This is a genomic window from Paraburkholderia dipogonis (assembly GCF_046027395.1).
GTDB lineage: Bacteria > Pseudomonadota > Gammaproteobacteria > Burkholderiales > Burkholderiaceae > Paraburkholderia > Paraburkholderia dipogonis_A.
Genome location: NZ_JAQQEG010000008.1, coordinates 174,695 through 194,362 on the forward strand (window position 1 = coordinate 174,695; position 19,668 = coordinate 194,362).

Sequence of the window (19,668 nt, forward strand, 5' to 3'; positions counted from 1 at the left end):
AAGTCACCTTCGTTGCCGTTTTTAACGTCGTCACGAGCGGCTCGACCGCTGCCGCGCCTTCCTTCGAAGAAGAACGCGATCCGCTTAATGCACGACGCGTTCGAACACCAGCTTGCCGTCTTCCAGTTCGACCGGAATCACGTCTTTCGGACCGAACTTTCCAGCCAGAATCAGCTTGGCGACCGGGTTCTCGATCTCCTGCTGGATCGCACGCTTCAAAGGCCGCGCACCGAACAGCGGATCGTAGCCGACCTTGCCGACATGCTCGAGCGCCGAATCAGACACCACAAGTTGCATATCGAGCTTGGCAAGCCGCTCGTGCAGACGTTGCAACTGGATCCGCGCAATCGATTGGATATTCGAGCGGTCGAGCGCATGGAACACCACGACGTCGTCGATCCGGTTCAGGAACTCGGGCCGGAAGTGCAGCTTCACTTCTTCCCAGACCGCGTCCTTCACCGCGTCCTGCGGTTCGCCGACCATCGACTGGATCACCTGCGAACCGAGGTTCGACGTCATCACGATCACCGTGTTCTTGAAGTCCACGGTACGGCCCTGTCCATCGGTCATGCGGCCGTCGTCGAGCACTTGCAGCAGCACGTTGAACACGTCCGGATGCGCCTTCTCGATTTCGTCGAGCAGGATCACGCTATACGGCTTGCGGCGCACGGCTTCCGTCAGATAACCGCCTTCTTCGTAGCCAACGTATCCCGGCGGCGCACCGATCAAACGCGCGACGCTGTGCTTCTCCATGAATTCGCTCATGTCGATACGGATCAGATGATCTTCCGAATCGAACAGGAACGACGCCAAGGCTTTGCACAACTCCGTCTTGCCCACACCAGTCGGACCGAGGAACAGGAACGAACCGTACGGCCGGTTCGGATCCGACAGACCCGCGCGCGAGCGGCGGATCGCATCGGCCACCGCGCTGATCGCCTCGTCCTGGCCGACTACGCGCGCGTGCAGCTTCTCTTCGATCTGCAGCAGCTTTTCGCGCTCGCCCTGCATCATGCGCGATACCGGAATGCCGGTGGAACGCGACACGACTTCAGCGATCTCCTCCGCCCCGACCTGCGTGCGCAAGAGACGCGGACGCGTCGGGTTGTTCTGCTCGCTCGCCTCGGCCTTGGTCACTTCCTTCAACTGCGCTTCGAGACCCGGCAGCTTGCCGTACTGCAACTCGGCGACCTTCTCCAGCTTGCCTTCACGCTGCAGGCGCGTAATTTCCGCACGCGTTTTTTCGATCTCTTCCTTTAGTTGCGCGCTGCCCTGCACTGCGGCTTTTTCCGCGGTCCAGATTTCTTCGAGGTCCGAATATTCGCGATTCAGCCGCTCGATTTCTTCCTCGATCAGTTGCAGACGCTTTTGCGACGCTTCGTCTTTTTCCTTCTTGACGGCTTCGCGTTCGATCTTCAACTGAATCAAACGACGGTCGAGCCGGTCCATCTCTTCCGGCTTCGAGTCGATTTCCATCTTGATCTTCGAAGCGGCTTCGTCGATCAGGTCAATGGCCTTGTCCGGCAGGAAGCGATCCGTGATGTAGCGATGCGACAATTCCGCCGCCGCCACGATCGCCGGGTCGGTGATATCCACGCCGTGATGCAGTTCGTACTTTTCCTGCAGACCACGCAGGATCGCGATGGTTGCTTCCACGGTCGGTTCGTCGACCAGCACCTTCTGGAAGCGGCGCTCGAGCGCGGCATCCTTTTCAATGTACTTGCGATACTCGTCGAGCGTGGTCGCGCCGACGCAATGCAGTTCACCACGCGAGAGCGCCGGCTTCAGCATGTTGCCCGCGTCCATCGCGCCTTCGGCCTTGCCCGCACCGACCATGGTGTGAATTTCGTCGATGAATACGATGGTCTGCCCTTCGTCTTTCGCGATGTCGCTCAGCACGGCCTTCAGACGCTCTTCGAACTCGCCGCGATACTTGGCGCCGGCCAGCAAGGCCGCCATATCGAGCGACAGCACGCGCTTGCCCTTGAGCGTTTCCGGCACTTCGCCGTTGACGATACGCTGTGCCAGACCTTCGACGATCGCGGTCTTACCCACGCCGGGTTCGCCGATCAGCACTGGATTGTTCTTGGTGCGGCGTTGCAGGATCTGGATCGAACGACGGATTTCGTCGTCGCGGCCGATCACCGGATCGAGCTTGCCGGCCCGCGCGCGTTCGGTCAGATCCACGGTGTACTTCTTCAGCGCTTCACGCTGGCTTTCGGCGTCCTGGCTATGCACTTGCGAGCCGCCGCGCACCGCGACGATCGCGCTTTCCAGCGACTTGCGCGACAAGCCGTGCTGACGCGCGAGACGGCCGGCTTCGCCTTTGTCGTCCGCGACCGCGAGCAGGAACATCTCGCTCGCGATAAACGTGTCGTTGAGCTTTTGTGCTTCCTTGTCGGCCTGGTTCAGCAGACCGGTCAACTCGCGGCCGATCTGCACGTTGCCGTCCGTGCCCTGCACTTGCGGCAGACGCGTCATGGCGTCGCCGAGCGCGGTTTGCAGCGCCTGCACGTGCACGCCGGCACGCGAGAGCAGTGAGCGCGCCGAGCCGTCGTGTTGGGCGACGAGCGCCGACAGGACGTGAACCGGTTCGATGTATTGATTGTCATGGCCGACGGCCAGACTCTGGGCATCCGCCAGTGCTTCCTGGAATTTAGTGGTGAGTTTGTCGATTCTCATCAAGCGACCTCCAATTTCGATTACCACCAAAATGAGGCGTTTTATCCAGGTTTCAAGCGCTTTTTTGCCTCAAGCGACAACTATTTGACATTTGACGCGAGAGAAATGCCTGGCGCATTCAGGCCAGCGACGCGGCGTCGCCGCCGGCCGGCGCGAGCGGCGTGATCGGAATCACGCTGCTCAACCCGAGCAGTGCGGCCAGCGGGCCGTGCGGCTGCGCCACCTCGCCAATGGTATGGCGGTCGAGTTCGGCGAGGAAGGCACTGCGGGCCGCCTCGAGCGCGCCGCGCAGACGGCATTGCGCTGTAATCACGCAACCGCGGCGCTCGCCATGCTGGTCCGGAAAGCAACCGACCAGCGCAAAGTCGCTTTCTGTCGCGCGCACGATTTCGCCGACCGTCAGCGCATTCGTCTGTTCGGCGAGACGCAGGCCGCCGTTGCGGCCGCGCACGGTCTCGACCCAGCCGAGTTCGCCGAGTTGCTGCACGACTTTCATCAAGTGGTTCTTGGAAATGCCGTAAGCGTCCGAAATGTCCTGGATCGTCGACAATCCTTCGCCACGAACGGCGAGGTAAAGCAGGACGCGTAGTGAGTAATCCGTATAGTCGGTCAGTCTCATGAGTGCAGGTATCGCAATGAGCGCAAGCCGCGATCCGGGAGATAACCGCGTCGATGCAAGGGTTGCCGTGGGCCGTCGCTTCGCCCTAAGATGCAGGCGCTACGCATATTTTCCGGTTCTGCGCAGACAGGCGGAGTGGGTGATTCGGCAGTAATGGTAACGTTTCCTGCCTGGGGCATTCTTACGAAAAGCGGGGTGTTCGCATCCTACTTCCTTTCGTTCGGCCTCAATTTGAGGCCATTCCTGACGCTCCGTAGTGCCATGTGGCGATGCACGATGTACAGCCGCATTTTTTTGGAATTCGCATGAACCCGTCCTTCCCTGCCGCGCCGGTGGTCGAGCGCGCCGCCGAACCCACCGAGGCGAATATCCGCGATCTCGTCTATGGCTTTTACGACCGCGTGCGTGCCGATACGCTGCTCGGCCCTGTGTTCGATGCGACGCTGGCGGGCCGGTGGGACGATCACCTGCCCAAGATGTGCACGTTCTGGGGCAGCCTCGTGCTGGGCGCGAAGCAATATCGCGGCAACGTGCAGCAGGCGCATCAGCCGCTCGAGGGAATCGAGCCGCTGCACTTCAGCCGCTGGCTGTATCTGTTTCTGGATACGGTCGAATCGCGTTATCAGCCTGCCGCGGCGGTACGCTTCATGGAACCGGCGCTGCGGATCGCGCAGAGTCTGCAGTTGAGCCGTTTCGGCTGGGACTACAAGATTCCGGAGGAGCAGCAGGCGCTGCTGGACCGCGTTGCGCCGAAACGGCGCCCGCGCGACGGTGAGGATGCCACTCACGCGGCGCGTCCGCCCGGCGAGCCGTTTCCGGCGCGGATCATTGGTCGGGCGCGGGACGAATGAGCCGTGTTCAGGCTTCAGGGCTGTTTTATCCCACACGGTGGGCCGGAAAGCACCACCCGAGCGGCTACAGGTTTGGGGAGCGCTTCAGAACGGCGTGAGTGGCGTCAAGATGCTTACCTGGCCCGCAGAATCCTGCAAACCGGAACCCGCCGCGCCTACTCCCCCGTCCGATTGCCCGATTCAATGCCCCAACGGGCGAGGGCCGCGTCATCGGTCACACGGGCATCGACCCAGTGCTCACCGGCGTCGGTCTTCTCTTTCTTCCAGAACGGCGCCTGGGTCTTCAGATAATCCATCACGAATTCGCATGATGCGAAGGCTTCGCCGCGATGCATGGCCGTGGTCGCCACCAGCACGATCTGGTCGAGCGGATAGAGCTTGCCGACCCGATGCACGATCAACACCTCGATACCCGGCCAGCGCGCCTGCGCGCTCACGATGATCGCCTCCAGCGACTTCTCCGTCATGCCGGGATAGTGTTCGAGCTCCATCGTCTCGACCGTGCTGCCGTCGTTCAGATCGCGCACGGTGCCGACGAAGCACGCCACGGCGCCGATCTTCGGATTGCGCGCGCGCAATGCGGCGACCTCGGTGGTGAGGTCGAAGTCTTCCGTCTGGACGCGAACGGGCATCTAGGGCTCCTATGCGGTTAAGCGGCGTGGTGGCGTTGCGGCTCAGCCGCCGGTGACGGGCGGAAAGAACGCGACTTCGCAGCCTTCGGTGACGCGGGTGCCGGCGCCGGTCATCACGTGGTTGCAGGCCATGCGCAGCGCGCGGCCCTCAGCCAGCGTGTCGGCCCAGATGCCGCCGCGCACGCGCAGCCACGCGCGCACGTCGCCGACGGTCGCGATGCCGTCGGGCAGATCGACGGTTTCGTCGGCCAGGTCGAGCGCTTCACGCACGCTCGCAAAATATCGGAGTTGAATCTTCATCGGGATGCCGCCGGTGGTTGCCGGCCTCAGTTCAGCAATTCGGAAAAAGGAATGAAGCGCACGGTCTCGCCGGCGCTGATCGCGTGATTCGGCGGATTGTCGATCAGGCCGTCGCCCCAGACCGTCGACGTCAGCACGGCCGAACTCTGATTCGGGAACAGATCGAGGCCACCGGCCGGGTTGATGCGCGCGCGCAGGAATTCGTTACGGCGATCGGCCTTGCTCTGCGTGAAATCCGCCCGCAGCGACAGCACGCGCGGCGCGACGGTCCGCACACCGGCCAGACTCAGGATGAACGGACGCACGAACAGCAGGAAGGTGGCAAAGCTGGACACCGGATTGCCCGGCAGGCCGATAAAAAACGTTTCAGCCGAGGCCGAAGCGGATGCGGCCCCCGTCGCGGTCTCACCGCGCTGCGCCACACGGCGCACCGCGCCGAACGCGAGCGGCTTACCCGGCTTCATCGCGATCTGCCACATCGCGAGCCGCCCCTCCGCTTCCACGGCCGGCTTCACGTGATCTTCCTCGCCGACCGACACGCCACCGCAAGTCAGGATGAGGTCGTGCGCCTCGGCCGCTTCGCGCAGCGTCGCGCGGGTCGCGTCGAGCTGGTCCGCGACGATGCCGTAGTCGGTGACTTCGCAGCCGAGCTTCTCCAGCAGGCCGCGCAGTGTGAAACGGTTCGAGTTGTAGATCGCGCCCGGTTTCAGCGGCTCGCCGGGCATGGTCAGTTCGTCGCCCGTGAAGAAAACGGCGACCTTGACGCGCCGCCGCACCACCAGTTCGGCGCAACCGACCGAGGCGGCGAGTCCCAGCGCCTGCGGCGTGAGCCGCGTGCCCGCCGGAAGAATGACCGACCCGCTGCGGATATCCGCGCCCTGCGACGTGATCCATTCGCCCGGTTGCGGACTGTGCAGGATCGTGACTTCCGCGCCGGCGGCTTCGGCTTGCTCCTGCATCACGATCGCGTCGGCGCCGGGCGGCACGGTTGCACCGGTGAAGATACGCGCCGCCGTGCCAGGCTTCAGGGGCTCCGGCGCGTGACCGGCGGGAATACGCTGCGAGACCGGCAAGCGGCTGTTGCCCTGCGCTGTCAGATCCGTCGTGCGGATCGCGTAGCCGTCCATTGCACTGGTGTTCATCGGCGGGACGTCGAGCGGCGACGTGACGTCGGCTGCGAGCACGCGGTTCAGCGCTTCCAGCGTGGGGATCGACTCCGTGCCGGCAATCGGGCTCGCTGCGCTGAGGAGAGTCGCCAAGGCTTCGGCGGTGGCGAGCATCGGCGCACGGGGCGTGGGTGTGGACATCTCTGGTCTCGAAGCCGCAGGTTAAAAGAATATTGTAGCGGTCGAAGCGGACAGCCTGGGCGGCCCGGCGTTATGAGGGGATTTTTTGGAGTTTGAGCGCTTGCCGCGAGGTTTTGCGGCAAGCGTCGTTTTGCGTGAAGCGTATGAAGCACTTGGAGCGTGTCGGACAGACTGCGTGAGCCCTGAACCACGCGCTCACGCTACACGGCGACGGCGACTCAAGCGCCCGCGTTCGCCACGATGAAGTCCTTCACGCGCTGCGCGTCCGCCGGCAGCACTTCGAAACGCTGCGGCAGCGACTCAAGGCCCGAGAACGCCGCCGGCCGCTCCGGTTCGCGCAACAGCGCTTCGCGGATCGTCTCGCCGAACTTGATCGGTTGCGCCGTCTCCAGCACGATCATCGGAATACCCGGCTGCAGATGTTCGCGCGCCACCTTCAGGCCGTCGGCCGTGTGCGTGTCGATCATCGTGTCGTAACGCTCGAACACGTCGCGGATCGTGTCCACGCGGCTGTCATGGCTGCTGCTGCCCGACACGAAACCAAACTCCTTCACGCGCGCAAAATCGCCGCTCGCCGCGAGATCGAAGCCGCCCTTCTCTTCGACGTCACGGAACAGTTGCAGCACACGCGCCGGATCGCGGCCGAGCAGATCGAACACGAAACGCTCGAAGTTCGACGCCTTCGAAATATCCATGCTCGGGCTGCTGGTGTGATACGTCTCGGCCGCCTTGCGCACGCGGTAAATACCGGTGCGGAAGAACTCGTCGAGCACGTCGTTTTCGTTCGTCGCCACGACCAGCTTCTCGATCGGCAAGCCCATCATGCGCGCGATGTGACCCGCGCACACGTTGCCGAAATTGCCCGACGGCACCGTGAACGACACACGCTCGTTGTTCGACTTCGTGGCCGCGAAGTAGCCCTTGAAGTAGTACACGACCTGCGCCACGACGCGCGCCCAGTTGATCGAGTTGACCGTGCCGATCTTGTACTTCGCCTTGAACGCGTGATCGTTCGAGACGGCTTTGACGATGTCCTGCGCGTCGTCGAACACGCCTTCCACGGCGATGTTGAAGATGTTCGGGTCCTGCAGGCTGTACATCTGCGCGGTCTGGAACGCGCTCATCTTCTTGTGCGGCGACAGCATGAACACGCTGATGCCCTTCTTGCCGCGCATCGCGTATTCCGCGGCGCTGCCGGTGTCGCCCGAGGTCGCGCCGAGAATGTTGAGCGTTTCGCCGTTTTTGGCGAGCGCGTATTCGAACAGGTTGCCGATCAACTGCATCGCCATGTCCTTGAACGCGAGCGTCGGACCGTTCGACAGTTCCAGCAGCGACAGCGGCGCACCGTTCTCGACGCCCAGCGTCTTCAGCGGCGTGATCTGCGCGGCGCTTTCGTCGTCGCGCACGTTGCAGTACGTCGCCGCGGTGTAGGTCTTGCGCGTGAGCGCGCGCAGGTCTTCGGCGGGAATGTCGTCGCTGAATTTGGACAGGATCTCGAAGGCGAGATCCGCGTACGCCAGCGTGCGCCAGCGCGTCAGTTCGTCAGCCGTGACGCGCGGATAGTCGGCGGGCAGGTAGAGGCCGCCGTCTTTGGCAAGACCGCCCAGCAGGATGTCGGAAAAGGTATGGCGCTCGCCGGCACCGGCGCCGCGCGTGGAGAGGTAGTTCATAGTTCGGCCTAGTTCAGCGCTTCCATGCGCAGCTTCGTGACTTGCGAGACAACGGTCTTCAACGCTTCGATCGTCCTGATCGCGGCGTTGACGTTCTTTTCAACCGTTTCGTGCGTAATCAGGATGATGTCGGTTTCGCCCTTGCCGTTCGCATCGACCTGTTCCGATTCCTTCTGCAACAGTGCGTCGATCGAAATGCCGGTGTCGGCCAGAATGCGCGTGATGTCGGCCAGCACGCCGGTCACGTCCGCCACCCGCAGACGCAGGTAGTAGCCGCTCGTGATTTCGTCGATCGGCAGGATCGGAGTGCTCGACAGGCTGTCCGGCTGGAACGCCAGATGCGGCACGCGATGCTCCGGGTCGGCCGTATGCAGGCGCGTCACGTCGACCAGATCGGCCACCACCGCGGAAGCGGTGGGCTCAGCGCCCGCGCCCTTGCCGTAGTACAAGGTTGTGCCGACCGCGTCGCCGTGCACCACGACCGCGTTCATCGCGCCTTCCACATTCGCCAGCAGGCGCTTTTCCGGAATCAGCGTGGGATGCACGCGCAACTCGATGCCCTTGTCCGTGCGGCGCGCGATGCCGAGCAGCTTGATACGGTAGCCGAGTTCCTCGGCGTATTTGATGTCGATCGCCGCGAGCTTGCTGATGCCTTCGACGTAAGCCTTGTCGAACTGCACCGGCACGCCGAACGCGATCGCGCTCATGATGGTCGCCTTGTGCGCGGCGTCCACGCCTTCGATGTCGAAGGTCGGGTCGGCTTCGGCGTAACCCAGTTCCTGCGCGGCCTTCAGCGCGGTTGCGAAGTCGAGCCCACGGTCGCGCATCTCCGAGAGAATGTAGTTCGTCGTGCCGTTGATGATGCCCGCAATGTACTGGATGCGATTGGCCGTCAGACCCTCGCGCAGTGCCTTGATGATCGGAATGCCGCCCGCCACCGCCGCCTCGAACGCCACCATTACGCCGTTGGCGCGCGCCGCTTCGAAAATCTCCGTGCCGTGCACCGCGAGCAGCGCCTTGTTGGCCGTGACCACGTGCTTGCGGTTCTTGATCGCGCGCAGAACGAGGTCACGCGCCACGCCCGTGCCGCCGATCATTTCGGCCACGATATCGATCGACGGGTCGTCGACCACCGCGTTGAAGTCATCGGTCAGCGCCACCGTGCCGGCTTCACTGCCGAGCGCCGCTGTCGCCTTGGCGGGATTGCGCACGGCTATGCGCGCAATCTCGATGCCGCGGCCCGCGCGGCGTTTGATTTCTTCCTGATTGCGGCGCAGTACCGTGAAGGTGCCGCTGCCTACCGTGCCGAAGCCCAGCAGTCCAACTTTGATCGGTTCCATGCAGCGTGTGTTTTCGAGTAGATGATTAAAAGGGAAACGGGTGGCGCCCGGCGGACGGCGCGACGCGGTGGGAGCCGCGTCGTACGCTCTATTGTGCGCTAGGCTGTGTGACGCTTGCGGTAACCGTCGAGGAAGCGCGCGATGCGGTTGATCGAATCCGCGAGATCGTCCACGTTCGGCAGGAACACGACGCGGAAGTGATCCGGCGTCGGCCAGTTGAAGCCGGTGCCCTGCACGAGCAGCACGCGCTCTTCCAGCAGAAGGTCGAGGATGAACTGCTGGTCGTCCTGGATAGGATAGATCTTCGGGTCCAGACGCGGAAACATGTACAGCGCCGCTTCGGGCTTCACGCAACTCACGCCCGGGATGGCCGTCAACATGTCATACGCGAGTTCGCGCTGTTTGTACAGGCGCCCGGTCGGCACGATCAGGTCGTTGATGCTCTGATAGCCGCCGAGCGCGGTCTGGATCGCGTACTGGCCAGGCACGTTCGGGCACAGGCGCATGGACGCCAGAATGCCGAGCCCTTCGAAGTAGTCTTTGGCGTGACGGCGGTTCTCGCCGGCGGTCAGGCCGGAGATGAACATCCAGCCGGCGCGATAACCGCACGAACGGTAGCTCTTCGACAGGCTGTTGAAGGTGACCGTGAGCACGTCTTCGGAGAGCGCCGCCATCGACGTATGCTTCTTGCCGTCGTAGACGATCTTGTCGTAGACCTCGTCGGCGAAGATCACGAGGCCGTGCTGGCGGGCGATCTCGATCAGGCCGAGCAGCAGTTCGTCGGAATACAGCGCGCCGGTCGGGTTGTTCGGATTGATGACCACCAGCGCGCGCGTGTTCGGCGTGATTTTCGCGCGAATGTCGTCGAGGTCGGGCATCCAGCTATTCGATTCGTCGCAGATATAGTGCACCGGCGTGCCGCCCGACAGGCTCACGCCGGCGGTCCACAGCGGGTAATCCGGCGCGGGCAGCAGCACTTCGTCGCCATCGTTCAAAAGGCCCTGCAGCGCCATCACGATCAGCTCGGACGCGCCGTTGCCGATGTAGATGTCGTCCAGCTCGACGCCGTGCACGCCCTTTTGCTGCGTGTAATGCATGATCGCCTTGCGCGCGGCGAACACACCTTTGGAATCGGAGTAACCCGACGAGCCCGGCAGGTTCAGGATCATGTCCTGAATGATTTCGTCCGGCGCGTCGAAGCCGAACGGCGCGAGATTGCCGATGTTCAGCTTGATGATGCGATGGCCCTCTTCTTCGAGCCGCTTCGCATGTTCGAGGACGGGCCCGCGAATGTCGTAGCAGACATTCAACAACTTGTTGGATTTGAGAATCGGTTTCACGGCGGGCACTTCATCCTGGTTGATGGCTTGGGCGAACAGGCGCGGCTCATATCAAAACGCAATAAAACGGGCCGGGCAAGTTCGCCGATACGGGGAATTCGGGCGCGGCACGCACCGGCGACAGCAAACGACGGTCCGGCGGACGCGGATCGGATCCAATCACAGGGCCGATGCTTGCGGCCACTGCGCAGCCGCTTCGCGAGCCTTTTCTCGTGTACTCGATGGGTTCATCAGACGCGCCAGCGGCGGATTGCACCGGTACGGCAGCGAGAAGGAACACACAGACAAAAGCAGACGAAAAGCAGCCGAAAGCGGGCAAAACCAAGGCGGGTAGCCGGTGGGCCGCACCCGTGGACTCAGCGCGGCTTGTGGCGGCACATGAGCGAGGGGCGCCGCAAGGCGGCTAAAAAGTTATAATTTAGCGGATTTTGGCCGACTTCCGCAATGCACCAACCGCAACGGCAAGCCTTTTCGGCCGCTTCTGCCTCGCTTGTGCCCCATGCGCGTGTCCCACTCGCGTCGAATCGCCTGCCGCGGCTCAACCCGGACGGGCGGCCAACACGCATGATGTCTCACGACGACTTCGGAAAACCAATTTGAAATTACATCAGGATTCGAGCGGCGCCCTCAACACCGTCACCGGCTACGGCGCCGACTATGTCGAAATCAATCTGGTGCGCCATTCGGGCAGCCTTCTCGTGCTGCCGGACGCGCCGGTCATCCCTTGGCCCGTCTCCTCTTTCGAGCAGTTGAGCGCCGAGCACTTCGCCATGCTGGTCGACTCCGCGCCCGAAGTGGTCGTGTTCGGCAGCGGCGAGCGGCTGCGCTTTCCGCATCCGCGCCTGACCGCCGCGCTCACCGCGAAGCGCATCGGCGTCGAAACGATGGACTTCAAGGCAGCTTGCCGCACTTACAACATTCTGATGGCGGAGGGCCGCAAGGTCGCGGCCGCGCTGCTGATCGAAGCCTAGAGCCGCGGCGCGATGCCGGCCTGGAGCGCGTCGGTTGCAATGCGCGCGCGGGCTGCCGTGCACCGTATCCGGGGCGTTCGCGCCACCGGGTTGAACCGCGCACCCTGGCCGCGTCACGGCCGATAACGTACACTGCGCGCCATTGATTGCCGGACCGCCAGTCTGAGCATGACCGCGCGCCCGTAGCGACCTGTCGAAGGAAGGTGAAGCAACCGCCGCCGGCGAGGCTAGCGGCGCGTCGCAACGCAACCAGAACGCCGCGCGGACAGTCTCATGCACGCGCGCCCCGAGGATGGCCGTCCCGCCAGGCGCCGGCCGCCTCGCGGGCGGCCGCCCGCCTGACCGGTCGCCATTTCCGAACAACACCGCTTCGCCGCCCGCGCGGCGTCGCCACAAAGGTTGAAATCCATGAACGATACGCCGTCCAGGCTACCGCTCAACCGCACCACGATTCTCCTGCTGGTGCTGGCCCTTGCCGTGATCTGGTTCGTGCCGCTCGGCTGGCGCCACCTGCTGCCGAGCGACGAAGGCCGCTACGCCGAAATGGCGCGCGAGATGTTCGTCACCGGCGACTGGATCACGCCGCGTTACAACGGCTACAAGTATTTCGAGAAACCGCCGCTGCAAACCTGGGCGAACGCGCTCACGTTCGCGTGGTTCGGCATCGGCGAATGGCAGGCGCGGCTCTATACGGCGTTGACGGGCTTCGCCGGCGTCCTGCTGATTGGCTTCACCGGCGCGCGCGTGTTCAACGCGGCGACCGGCGTGTTCGCGGCGATCGTGCTGGCCACGTCGCCGTACTGGAACCTGATGGGCCACTTCAACACGCTCGACATGGGCCTGTCGTTCTGGATGGAGCTGACGCTGTGCGCGCTGCTGCTCGCGCAGCGCCCCAACCTGACGACCGGCTGCGTGCGCGGCTGGATGTGGGTGTGCTGGGGCTCGATGGCGCTGGCCGTGCTGTCCAAGGGACTCGTCGGCGTGATTCTGCCGGGCGCGGTGCTCGTGCTGTACACGCTGATCGCGCGCGACTGGGCCGTGTGGAAGCGTCTGCATCTGATCGGCGGCCTGATCGTGTTCTTCGCGATCGTCACGCCGTGGTTCGTGCTGGTGCAGCAGCGCAACCCGGAATTCCTGAACTTCTTCTTCATCGTGCAGCAGTTCAAGCGCTATCTGACGCCTGAGCAGAACCGTCCGGGGGCGTTCTACTACTTCGTGCCGGTGATGATCGTGGGCTTCCTGCCGTGGCTCTCGGTGACGGTGCAAAGCGTGCGCCACGCGTGGCGCCTGCCGCGCCAGCCGAACGGCTTCGCACCGGTCACGCTGCTGCTGACGTGGATCGTCTTCATCTTCCTGTTCTTCAGCGCGTCGCATTCGAAGCTGCTGTCCTACACGCTGCCCATCGCGCCGCCGATTGCGCTGCTGATCGGCATGTACCTGCCACTCGTCACGCGCGACCAGTTGCGCCGCCATCTCGCCGGTTATGCGCTCTTTCTCGTCGTGGCCGCGTTTGCCGCGTTGTTCATGGCGCGCTTCGGCAGCGCCCGCAATCCGGCCGAACTGTACGCCGAGTACCGCACGTGGGTGCTCGCGGCGCTTGCCGTCGCCTTCGTGCTGACGCTGGCCGCGCTGTGGCTGAATCGCCGCAGCCGGGCCGGCAGCCTCGGCGCCGTCGCCACCTTCGGCGCGGCGTGGCTGCTGCTCGGCACCATCGCCGGCACGGGTCACGACGTGTTCGGCCGCCTGAGTTCCGGCGCGCCGCTCGCACCGGCCATCAAGGCGGAGATCGCGAAGTTGCCGGCGGATACGCCGTTCTACTCGGTGGGCGTACTCGACCACACAATGCCGTTCTATGTCGACCACGCCATGATCATGGTCGAGCATCCCGACGAACTGGCGTTCGGCGTGTCCGTCGAGCCGCAGAAATGGATTCCCTCCGTCGATGCGTGGATCGAGCGCTGGAAGGCCGACCGCTACGCGCTCGCGCTGATCCCGCCGGACACCTACGACCAGCTCCTCAAGGAAGGCCTGCAAATGCAGGTGATTGCCCGCGACTCGCGCCGCGTGGTGGTGGAAAAGCCGCTGAGCGCGCCCGGCACGCCGGCAGCCGACACACGGGCACCGGCGTCAGCAGCGGCGTCAGTAGAAAAAGCACAACAATGACCCCATATCAGGATCTAACCGTTCGATGAACCCGATTTCCCTCTTTTGCATTCTTGCAGGCGTCACGTTGAACGCCGGTGCGCAGTTGCTGCTCAAAGCCGGTACGAATGCCGTTGGACACTTCGAATTCACCCGTGCGAATATCCTGCCGATCGCCTTTCGCCTCGCAACCCAGCCGCCGATCATCGGTGGGCTGGCCTGTTATGTGATCAGCGTGGCGGTGTGGATCGTCGGGCTGTCGCGGGTGGACGTGTCGATCGCCTATCCGATGCTGTCGCTCGGCTACGTCGTCAATGCGTTCGCGGCGTGGTACCTGTTCGGCGAAGTGCTGTCGATGCAGAAGCTGGTCGGCATCGGCATCATTCTGATCGGGGTGGTGGTATTGGCGCGCAGTTAGGCGCCCCAACTGGCAGCGGTGAGCCGGACACAATTTACTGTTTATCGCCAGAGCCGGCTAGGGAAGATGCAGACGGCAAAAGATACCGTAAGCAGGCAGGCCGGCCGGCTAAGGAAAACGTAAGGTTGACCACGGTATGCTGTGCGGTTGCGCCCCTTTTAGCTGCGGCCTTGGGTTTGCGTACCATTTGCGCCTAGTGTGTGGTCTACTTCGCGCCCTTCGGGTTGCGCCCTTTCAATCGAGCGAAGCATTCATGAGCCAGTCAACAATCCCGTTTTTGCCCTTTGTCAAACCCGAGATCGATGAGGAAACGATTCAGGGCGTCGCCGACGTGCTGCGCTCCGGCTGGATCACCACCGGCCCGCAGAACCAGAAATTCGAAGCGGCGCTCTCCGAGTTCTGCGGCGGCCGTCCGGTGCGCACGTTCAATTCGGGCACGGCGACGCTGGAGATCGGCCTACGCATCGCCGGCGTGGGCGAAGGCGACGAAGTCATCACGACGCCGGCGTCATGGGTCTCGACCAGCAACGTGATCTATGAAGTCGGCGCGACGCCGGTGTTCGCCGACATCGACCCGGCGACCCGCAATATCGATCTCGACCTGCTCGAAAAAGCCATCACGCCGCGCACCAAGGCGCTGATTCCGGTGTATCTGTCGGGCCTGCCGGTCAATATGGATCGTCTGTACGAGATCGCCCGCGCCCACAAGCTACGCGTGATCGAAGACGCCGCGCAGGCGTTCGGCTCGACCTGGAAGGGCGAGCGCATCGGCAAGCTGGGCGACATGGTCTCGTTCAGCTTCCACGCGAACAAGAACCTGACTTCGATCGAAGGCGGCGCGCTGGTGCTGAACAACGAGGAAGAAGCGATCCTCGCGCAAAAATACCGCCTGCAAGGCATCACGCGCACCGGCTTCGACGGCATGGACTGCGACGTGCTCGGTGGCAAGTACAACCTGACGGACGTCGCCGCGCGCGTCGGCCTCGGCCAGTTGCCGCATCTGGAGCGCTTCCTCGCGCAGCGCAGAAAACTCGTGCGCGCGTATTTCGCGGGCCTGGAAGGTGGCGCGGCGCTGAAACTGGGAGTCGGCCTGCCATTTGCTGACCTTGAAAACAGCAACTGGCACATGTTCCAGATCACGCTGCCGCTCGAGAAACTGTCGATCGACCGCGCCGGCTTCATGGGTCAGTTGAAGGAGCGCGGCATCGGGTCGGGCGTGCACTACCCGGCGATCCACCTGTTCTCGCTGTACCGTGCGCGCGGCTTCAAGGAAGGCATGTTCCCGCATGCGGAACGCTTCGGCGCGACCAACGTCACGCTGCCGCTCTTCACGTTGATGAACGAAGGCGACGTGGAGCGCGTGTGCCGCGCGGTCAATGAAATTTGCGAACAATACGGAAAATAAGCGGAAATGATTTATTCGGAACATCGCGCTGCCGCACCGGAAGTGTCGGTCATCATCCCGGTGTACAACGAGGAAGCCGGTCTGGCTGCGCTGTTCGCGCGCCTGTATCCGGCGCTCGACGCGCTCGGCACCGGTTATGAAGTGATCTTCATCAACGACGGCAGCCGCGACAAATCCGCCGCCCTGCTCGCCGAACAGTTCCGCGCGCGTCCCGACACGACGCGCGTGATTCTGCTGAACGGCAACTACGGCCAGCACATGGCGATTCTGGCGGGCTTCGAGCAATCGCGCGGCGAGATCGTCATCACGCTCGACGCCGACCTGCAGAATCCGCCGGAAGAAATCGGCAAGCTGGTCAACAAGATGCGCGAAGGCTACGACTACGTCGGCACGATTCGCCTGCAACGCCAGGACAGCCTGTGGCGCCGCAAGGCTTCGCGCGCGATGAACCGGCTGCGCGAGCGCATCACCCGCATCAAGATGACCGACCAGGGCTGCATGCTGCGTGCGTACAGCCGGCACATCATCGACACGATCAATCGCTGCGGCGAAATCAACACGTTCATTCCGGCGCTCGCCTACACCTTCGCGCAGAATCCGGTGGAAATCGAGGTCGCGCACGAAGAGCGTTTTGCCGGCGAATCGAAGTACTCGCTGTATTCGCTGATCCGCCTGAACTTCGACCTCGTCACCGGTTTTTCGGTCGTGCCGCTGCAATGGCTGTCGTTCATCGGCGTGATCCTGTCGCTCGGCTCCGCGGCGCTGTTCGTGCTGCTGCTGATTCGGCGCTTCATCATCGGCGCGGAAGTCCAAGGTGTGTTCACGCTGTTCGCCATCACCTTCTTCCTGCTCGGCGTGATCATCTTCGCGCTCGGCCTGCTCGGCGAATATATCGGCCGGATCTATCAGCAGGTGCGTGCGCGTCCGCGCTACCTCGTGCAGACCATTCTCGAACAGCGCGACGGCACGACCGTGACCGAAGCGCCGCGCCAGACCGTCGTGCAGGCCGTGCAGGCCGCGCCGCTACTCGATCAGGGCCCGAATCCATGAAGCCACGCGCTGTCGTATTCGCGTATCACAACGTCGGCGTGCGCTGCCTGCAGGTGCTGCTAGCGCGCGGCGTGGACGTGGCGCTCGTCGTCACGCACGAAGACAGCCCGACCGAAAACATCTGGTTCGGCAGCGTCGCCTCGGTCGCGGCGGAGCACGGCATTCCGGTCGTCACGCCGAACGATCCGAAGAGCCCCGAGTTGCGCGCCGCGGTGAGCGCCGCGCGCCCGGATTTCATCTTCTCGTTCTACTACCGCCACATGTTGCCGGTCGACGTGCTGGCGCTCGCCGCACGAGGCGCTTACAACATGCACGGCTCGCTGCTGCCGAAATACCGCGGCCGCGTACCGACCAATTGGGCGGTGATTCACGGCGAAACGGAAACCGGCGCGACGCTGCATGAAATGGCCGCCAAGCCGGACGCGGGCGCGATCCTCGCGCAAACGCCGGTGCCGATCCTGCCCGACGACACCGCCGCGCAAGTGTTCGACAAGGTCACGGTGGCCGCCGAGCAAACGCTGTGGCGCGTGCTGCCGTCGTTGCTGGCGGGCGAGGCGCCGCATCTGCCGAACGATCTCGCGCACGGCAGCTATTACGGTGGACGCAAGCCGGAAGACGGCCGCATCGACTGGACGCAATCGGCGCAGCAGGTCTACAACCTGATCCGCGCGGTCGCGCCGCCCTATCCGGGCGCTTTCACGGATATCGGCGAGCAGCGTTTCGTCGTGACGCGCGCGCGCCTGGCCACGCCCGGCGCGCTTCGCTCGGATTTGCCCCCGGGCCTGCACGTAAGCGATAATGCCGTTTTCGCGATATGCGGCGACGGTCGCGCGATCGCCATCCACGAATTGCGGCACCAGCACGACGGCAGCGAGACTGTCGTCACTCCGGCCGAATTTGCCCAGCTCATCCAAACTCCCCGTCATCAATGAAAAAAGTCCTGATTCTGGGTGTGAACGGCTTCATCGGCCATCACCTGTCCAAGCGCATTCTCGAAACGACCGATTGGGAAGTTTTCGGCATGGACATGCAGACCGAACGTCTGGGCGACCTCATCAATCATGAACGGATGCACTTCTTCGAAGGCGACATCACGATCAACAAGGAGTGGGTCGAATATCACGTCAAGAAGTGCGATGTGATCCTGCCGCTGGTCGCGATCGCCACGCCCGCCACGTACGTCAAGCAGCCGCTACGCGTGTTCGAACTGGATTTCGAGGCGAACCTGCCGATCGTGCGTTCGGCCGTCAAGTACGGCAAGCACCTCGTGTTTCCGTCCACGTCCGAGGTCTACGGCATGTGCACGGACGAGCAGTTCGATCCGGAAGAGTCGCAACTGTCGTACGGCCCGATCAACAAGCCGCGCTGGATCTACGCATGCTCCAAGCAGTTGATGGACCGCGTGATCTGGGGTTACGGCATGGAAGGCCTGAACTTCACGCTGTTCCGTCCGTTCAACTGGATCGGCCCGGGCCTCGACTCGATCTACACGCCGAAGGAAGGCAGCTCGCGCGTGGTCACGCAGTTCCTCGGCCATATCGTGCGCGGCGAGAACATCAGCCTCGTCGATGGCGGCGCGCAGAAGCGCGCGTTCACGGATATCGACGACGGCATCGGCGCGCTGATGAAGATCATCGAGAACAAGGACGGCATCGCCACGGGCAAGATCTACAACATCGGCAACCCGACCAACAATTTCTCGGTGCGCGAACTCGCGCACAAGATGCTGGCGCTCGCCGCCGAATTCCCGGAATACGCGGAAACGGCCAAGCAGGTGCAACTGATCGAGACCTCGTCGGGCGCGTACTACGGCGCGGGCTATCAGGACGTGCAGAACCGCGTGCCGAAGATCGACAACACGATGCAGGAACTCGGCTGGGCGCCGAAGTCGACTTTCGACGAAGCGCTGCGCAAGATTTTCGAAGCGTATCGCGGCCACGTCGGCGAAGCGCGCGCGCTCGTCGAACAGCAATAAGGGCTGATCCTTGGCTCGTATCGTCCTGAAGATCGACGTCGACACGCTGCGCGGCACCCGCGAAGGCGTGCCGAACCTCGCCCGTATCTTCGACCGCTTCAAGGCGCGCGCCACTTTCCTCTTCAGCCTCGGTCCCGATCACACCGGTTGGGCAATGCGCCGCGTGTTGCGCCCGGGCTTTCTGAAGAAGGTGTCGCGTACCTCGGTGGTCGAACACTACGGCGTCAAGCAGCTGATGTACGGCGTGCTGCTGCCCGGTCCGGACATCGGCGCCAAGGCCTCCGCGGAGATGCGCGCGATCCACGAAGCCGGCTTCGAATGCGGCATTCATACGTGGGACCACGTGTATTGGCAGGACAACGTGCGCTCGAAAGATCGCGTATGGACCACGGCGCAGATGCAGCAGAGCCATGACCGTTTCGTCGAGGTGTTCGGCGCGCCGCCGGTCACGCACGGCGCAGCCGGCTGGCAGATGAACGGCCATGCGTTCGAACAGATCGACGCCTGGGGCATGCACTACGCGTCCGACGGACGCGGCCACTCGCCGTATCTGCCGGTGGTCGGCGGCCGCACGCTCACGCATGTGCAGATGCCCACCACGCTGCCGACGCTCGACGAAGTGCTCGGCGTGGACGGTGTCGAACCTCACAACGTCGCCGCATGGATGTTGAAGCACACGGAAAACAATCCACACGACCAGGTGTACACGCTGCATGCGGAACTCGAAGGGCAAAAGCTCGCGCCGATCTTCGAACAGCTTCTGGAAGGCTGGCGCGCGCAAGGCCACACCTTCGCGACGATGGGTGATTATTACGCCACGCTAGACCGCAGCACGCTGCCATCGTACCCTGTTACGTGGGGCGAAATTCCAGGGCGTTCCGGCGAGCTGATTGTCCAGCCCTGATTGGTCAACCCGCAACCGGCCCTGACGACCCGACCGCCGCGCGAGAGCGTGCCGCGCGCCGG

General features: G+C 63.5%; 17 protein-coding genes. 9 read left to right on the forward strand and 8 right to left on the reverse strand.

All coding sequences use genetic code 11. The annotated features are described in order from the left end of the window. Positions 1-84 precede the first annotated feature (84 nt). A complete protein-coding gene (gene clpB, locus PQR32_RS10705; RefSeq protein WP_408225553.1) occupies positions 85-2,682 on the reverse strand; it encodes an ATP-dependent chaperone ClpB in 2,598 nt (865 codons plus the stop codon). 118 nt (positions 2,683-2,800) lie between these two features. Next, positions 2,801-3,301, reverse strand: coding sequence for an Rrf2 family transcriptional regulator (locus tag PQR32_RS10710; protein WP_408225556.1), 501 nt, complete (start codon positions 3,299-3,301; stop codon positions 2,801-2,803). Positions 3,302-3,606: 305 nt separating this feature from the next. Between PQR32_RS10710 and PQR32_RS10715 the strand changes: the two genes are divergently transcribed. Beyond that, positions 3,607-4,152, forward strand: a complete 546-nt coding sequence (locus PQR32_RS10715) for a group III truncated hemoglobin (protein WP_408225559.1) — start codon at positions 3,607-3,609, stop codon at positions 4,150-4,152. 155 nt (positions 4,153-4,307) lie between these two features. On the opposite strand, the gene PQR32_RS10720 is transcribed toward PQR32_RS10715, so the two are convergent. From PQR32_RS10720 to PQR32_RS10745, 6 genes are all read right to left on the reverse strand, one after another. Continuing rightward, a complete protein-coding gene (locus PQR32_RS10720; protein WP_408225562.1) occupies positions 4,308-4,784 on the reverse strand; it encodes a molybdenum cofactor biosynthesis protein MoaE in 477 nt (158 codons plus the stop codon). Between the two features lie 42 nt (positions 4,785-4,826). Continuing rightward, complete coding sequence (gene moaD, locus PQR32_RS10725; protein ID WP_012432823.1) at positions 4,827-5,084, reverse strand: molybdopterin converting factor subunit 1; 258 nt, start codon at positions 5,082-5,084, stop codon at positions 4,827-4,829. Positions 5,085-5,110: 26 nt separating this feature from the next. Next, positions 5,111-6,364: a molybdopterin molybdotransferase MoeA gene (locus PQR32_RS10730; RefSeq protein ID WP_408225690.1), complete on the reverse strand. Its 1,254-nt coding sequence runs from the start codon at positions 6,362-6,364 to the stop codon at positions 5,111-5,113. A gap of 245 nt (positions 6,365-6,609) precedes the next feature. Next, positions 6,610-8,061 carry a threonine synthase gene (thrC, locus tag PQR32_RS10735; RefSeq protein WP_408225565.1) on the reverse strand — a complete coding sequence of 484 codons (1,452 nt, stop codon included), beginning with the start codon at positions 8,059-8,061 and terminating at the stop codon, positions 6,610-6,612. Between the two features lie 8 nt (positions 8,062-8,069). Then, complete coding sequence (locus PQR32_RS10740) at positions 8,070-9,401, reverse strand: homoserine dehydrogenase (RefSeq protein ID WP_408225568.1); 1,332 nt, start codon at positions 9,399-9,401, stop codon at positions 8,070-8,072. Between the two features lie 98 nt (positions 9,402-9,499). Then, a complete protein-coding gene (locus PQR32_RS10745) occupies positions 9,500-10,750 on the reverse strand; it encodes a pyridoxal phosphate-dependent aminotransferase (RefSeq protein ID WP_408206235.1) in 1,251 nt (416 codons plus the stop codon). A gap of 587 nt (positions 10,751-11,337) precedes the next feature. Between PQR32_RS10745 and PQR32_RS10750 the strand changes: the two genes are divergently transcribed. The 8 genes from PQR32_RS10750 (at position 11,338) to PQR32_RS10785 (ending at position 19,606) form a co-directional block, all read left to right on the forward strand. Continuing rightward, on the forward strand, positions 11,338-11,712 hold the full coding sequence (locus tag PQR32_RS10750) for an Mth938-like domain-containing protein (protein WP_095419547.1): 375 nt from the start codon (positions 11,338-11,340) through the stop codon (positions 11,710-11,712). A 408-nt stretch (positions 11,713-12,120) separates the two neighbouring features. Then, a complete protein-coding gene (locus PQR32_RS10755) occupies positions 12,121-13,875 on the forward strand; it encodes a glycosyltransferase family 39 protein (protein ID WP_408225573.1) in 1,755 nt (584 codons plus the stop codon). A gap of 25 nt (positions 13,876-13,900) precedes the next feature. Beyond that, positions 13,901-14,272: a DMT family transporter gene (locus tag PQR32_RS10760; protein WP_408225576.1), complete on the forward strand. Its 372-nt coding sequence runs from the start codon at positions 13,901-13,903 to the stop codon at positions 14,270-14,272. Between the two features lie 253 nt (positions 14,273-14,525). Beyond that, positions 14,526-15,677 (forward strand): DegT/DnrJ/EryC1/StrS family aminotransferase, encoded by a 1,152-nt coding sequence (locus PQR32_RS10765; RefSeq protein ID WP_408225579.1) that lies wholly within the window; start codon positions 14,526-14,528, stop codon positions 15,675-15,677. 6 nt (positions 15,678-15,683) lie between these two features. Then, complete coding sequence (locus PQR32_RS10770; protein WP_132374799.1) at positions 15,684-16,727, forward strand: glycosyltransferase; 1,044 nt, start codon at positions 15,684-15,686, stop codon at positions 16,725-16,727. After that, on the forward strand, positions 16,724-17,659 hold the full coding sequence (locus PQR32_RS10775) for a formyltransferase (protein ID WP_408225582.1): 936 nt from the start codon (positions 16,724-16,726) through the stop codon (positions 17,657-17,659). Before PQR32_RS10770 ends, PQR32_RS10775 begins: the two co-directional genes overlap by 4 nt. After that, entirely contained in the window at positions 17,656-18,702 is a 1,047-nt protein-coding gene (locus PQR32_RS10780) for a bifunctional UDP-4-keto-pentose/UDP-xylose synthase (RefSeq protein WP_408225585.1), read from the forward strand. Before PQR32_RS10775 ends, PQR32_RS10780 begins: the two co-directional genes overlap by 4 nt. 10 nt (positions 18,703-18,712) lie before the next feature. Further along, positions 18,713-19,606, forward strand: coding sequence for a polysaccharide deacetylase family protein (locus PQR32_RS10785; RefSeq protein WP_408225588.1), 894 nt, complete (start codon positions 18,713-18,715; stop codon positions 19,604-19,606). The last annotated feature ends 62 nt before the right edge of the window (positions 19,607-19,668 follow it).

Excerpts from the sequence above, each read along its gene's own strand:
- clpB (WP_408225553.1), bottom strand. The coding sequence starts at position 2,682 with ATGAGAATCGACAAACTCACCACTAAATTCCAGGAAGCACTGGCGGAT.
- PQR32_RS10710 (WP_408225556.1), bottom strand. The coding sequence starts at position 3,301 with ATGAGACTGACCGACTATACGGATTACTCACTACGCGTCCTGCTTTAC.
- PQR32_RS10715 (WP_408225559.1), top strand. The coding sequence starts at position 3,607 with ATGAACCCGTCCTTCCCTGCCGCGCCGGTGGTCGAGCGCGCCGCCGAA.
- PQR32_RS10720 (WP_408225562.1), bottom strand. The coding sequence starts at position 4,784 with ATGCCCGTTCGCGTCCAGACGGAAGACTTCGACCTCACCACCGAGGTC.
- moaD (WP_012432823.1), bottom strand. The coding sequence starts at position 5,084 with ATGAAGATTCAACTCCGATATTTTGCGAGCGTGCGTGAAGCGCTCGAC.
- PQR32_RS10730 (WP_408225690.1), bottom strand. The coding sequence starts at position 6,364 with ATGCTCGCCACCGCCGAAGCCTTGGCGACTCTCCTCAGCGCAGCGAGC.
- thrC (WP_408225565.1), bottom strand. The coding sequence starts at position 8,061 with ATGAACTACCTCTCCACGCGCGGCGCCGGTGCCGGCGAGCGCCATACC.
- PQR32_RS10740 (WP_408225568.1), bottom strand. The coding sequence starts at position 9,401 with ATGGAACCGATCAAAGTTGGACTGCTGGGCTTCGGCACGGTAGGCAGC.
- PQR32_RS10755 (WP_408225573.1), top strand. The coding sequence starts at position 12,121 with ATGAACGATACGCCGTCCAGGCTACCGCTCAACCGCACCACGATTCTC.
- PQR32_RS10760 (WP_408225576.1), top strand. The coding sequence starts at position 13,901 with ATGAACCCGATTTCCCTCTTTTGCATTCTTGCAGGCGTCACGTTGAAC.
- PQR32_RS10765 (WP_408225579.1), top strand. The coding sequence starts at position 14,526 with ATGAGCCAGTCAACAATCCCGTTTTTGCCCTTTGTCAAACCCGAGATC.
- PQR32_RS10770 (WP_132374799.1), top strand. The coding sequence starts at position 15,684 with ATGATTTATTCGGAACATCGCGCTGCCGCACCGGAAGTGTCGGTCATC.
- PQR32_RS10775 (WP_408225582.1), top strand. The coding sequence starts at position 16,724 with ATGAAGCCACGCGCTGTCGTATTCGCGTATCACAACGTCGGCGTGCGC.
- PQR32_RS10780 (WP_408225585.1), top strand. The coding sequence starts at position 17,656 with ATGAAAAAAGTCCTGATTCTGGGTGTGAACGGCTTCATCGGCCATCAC.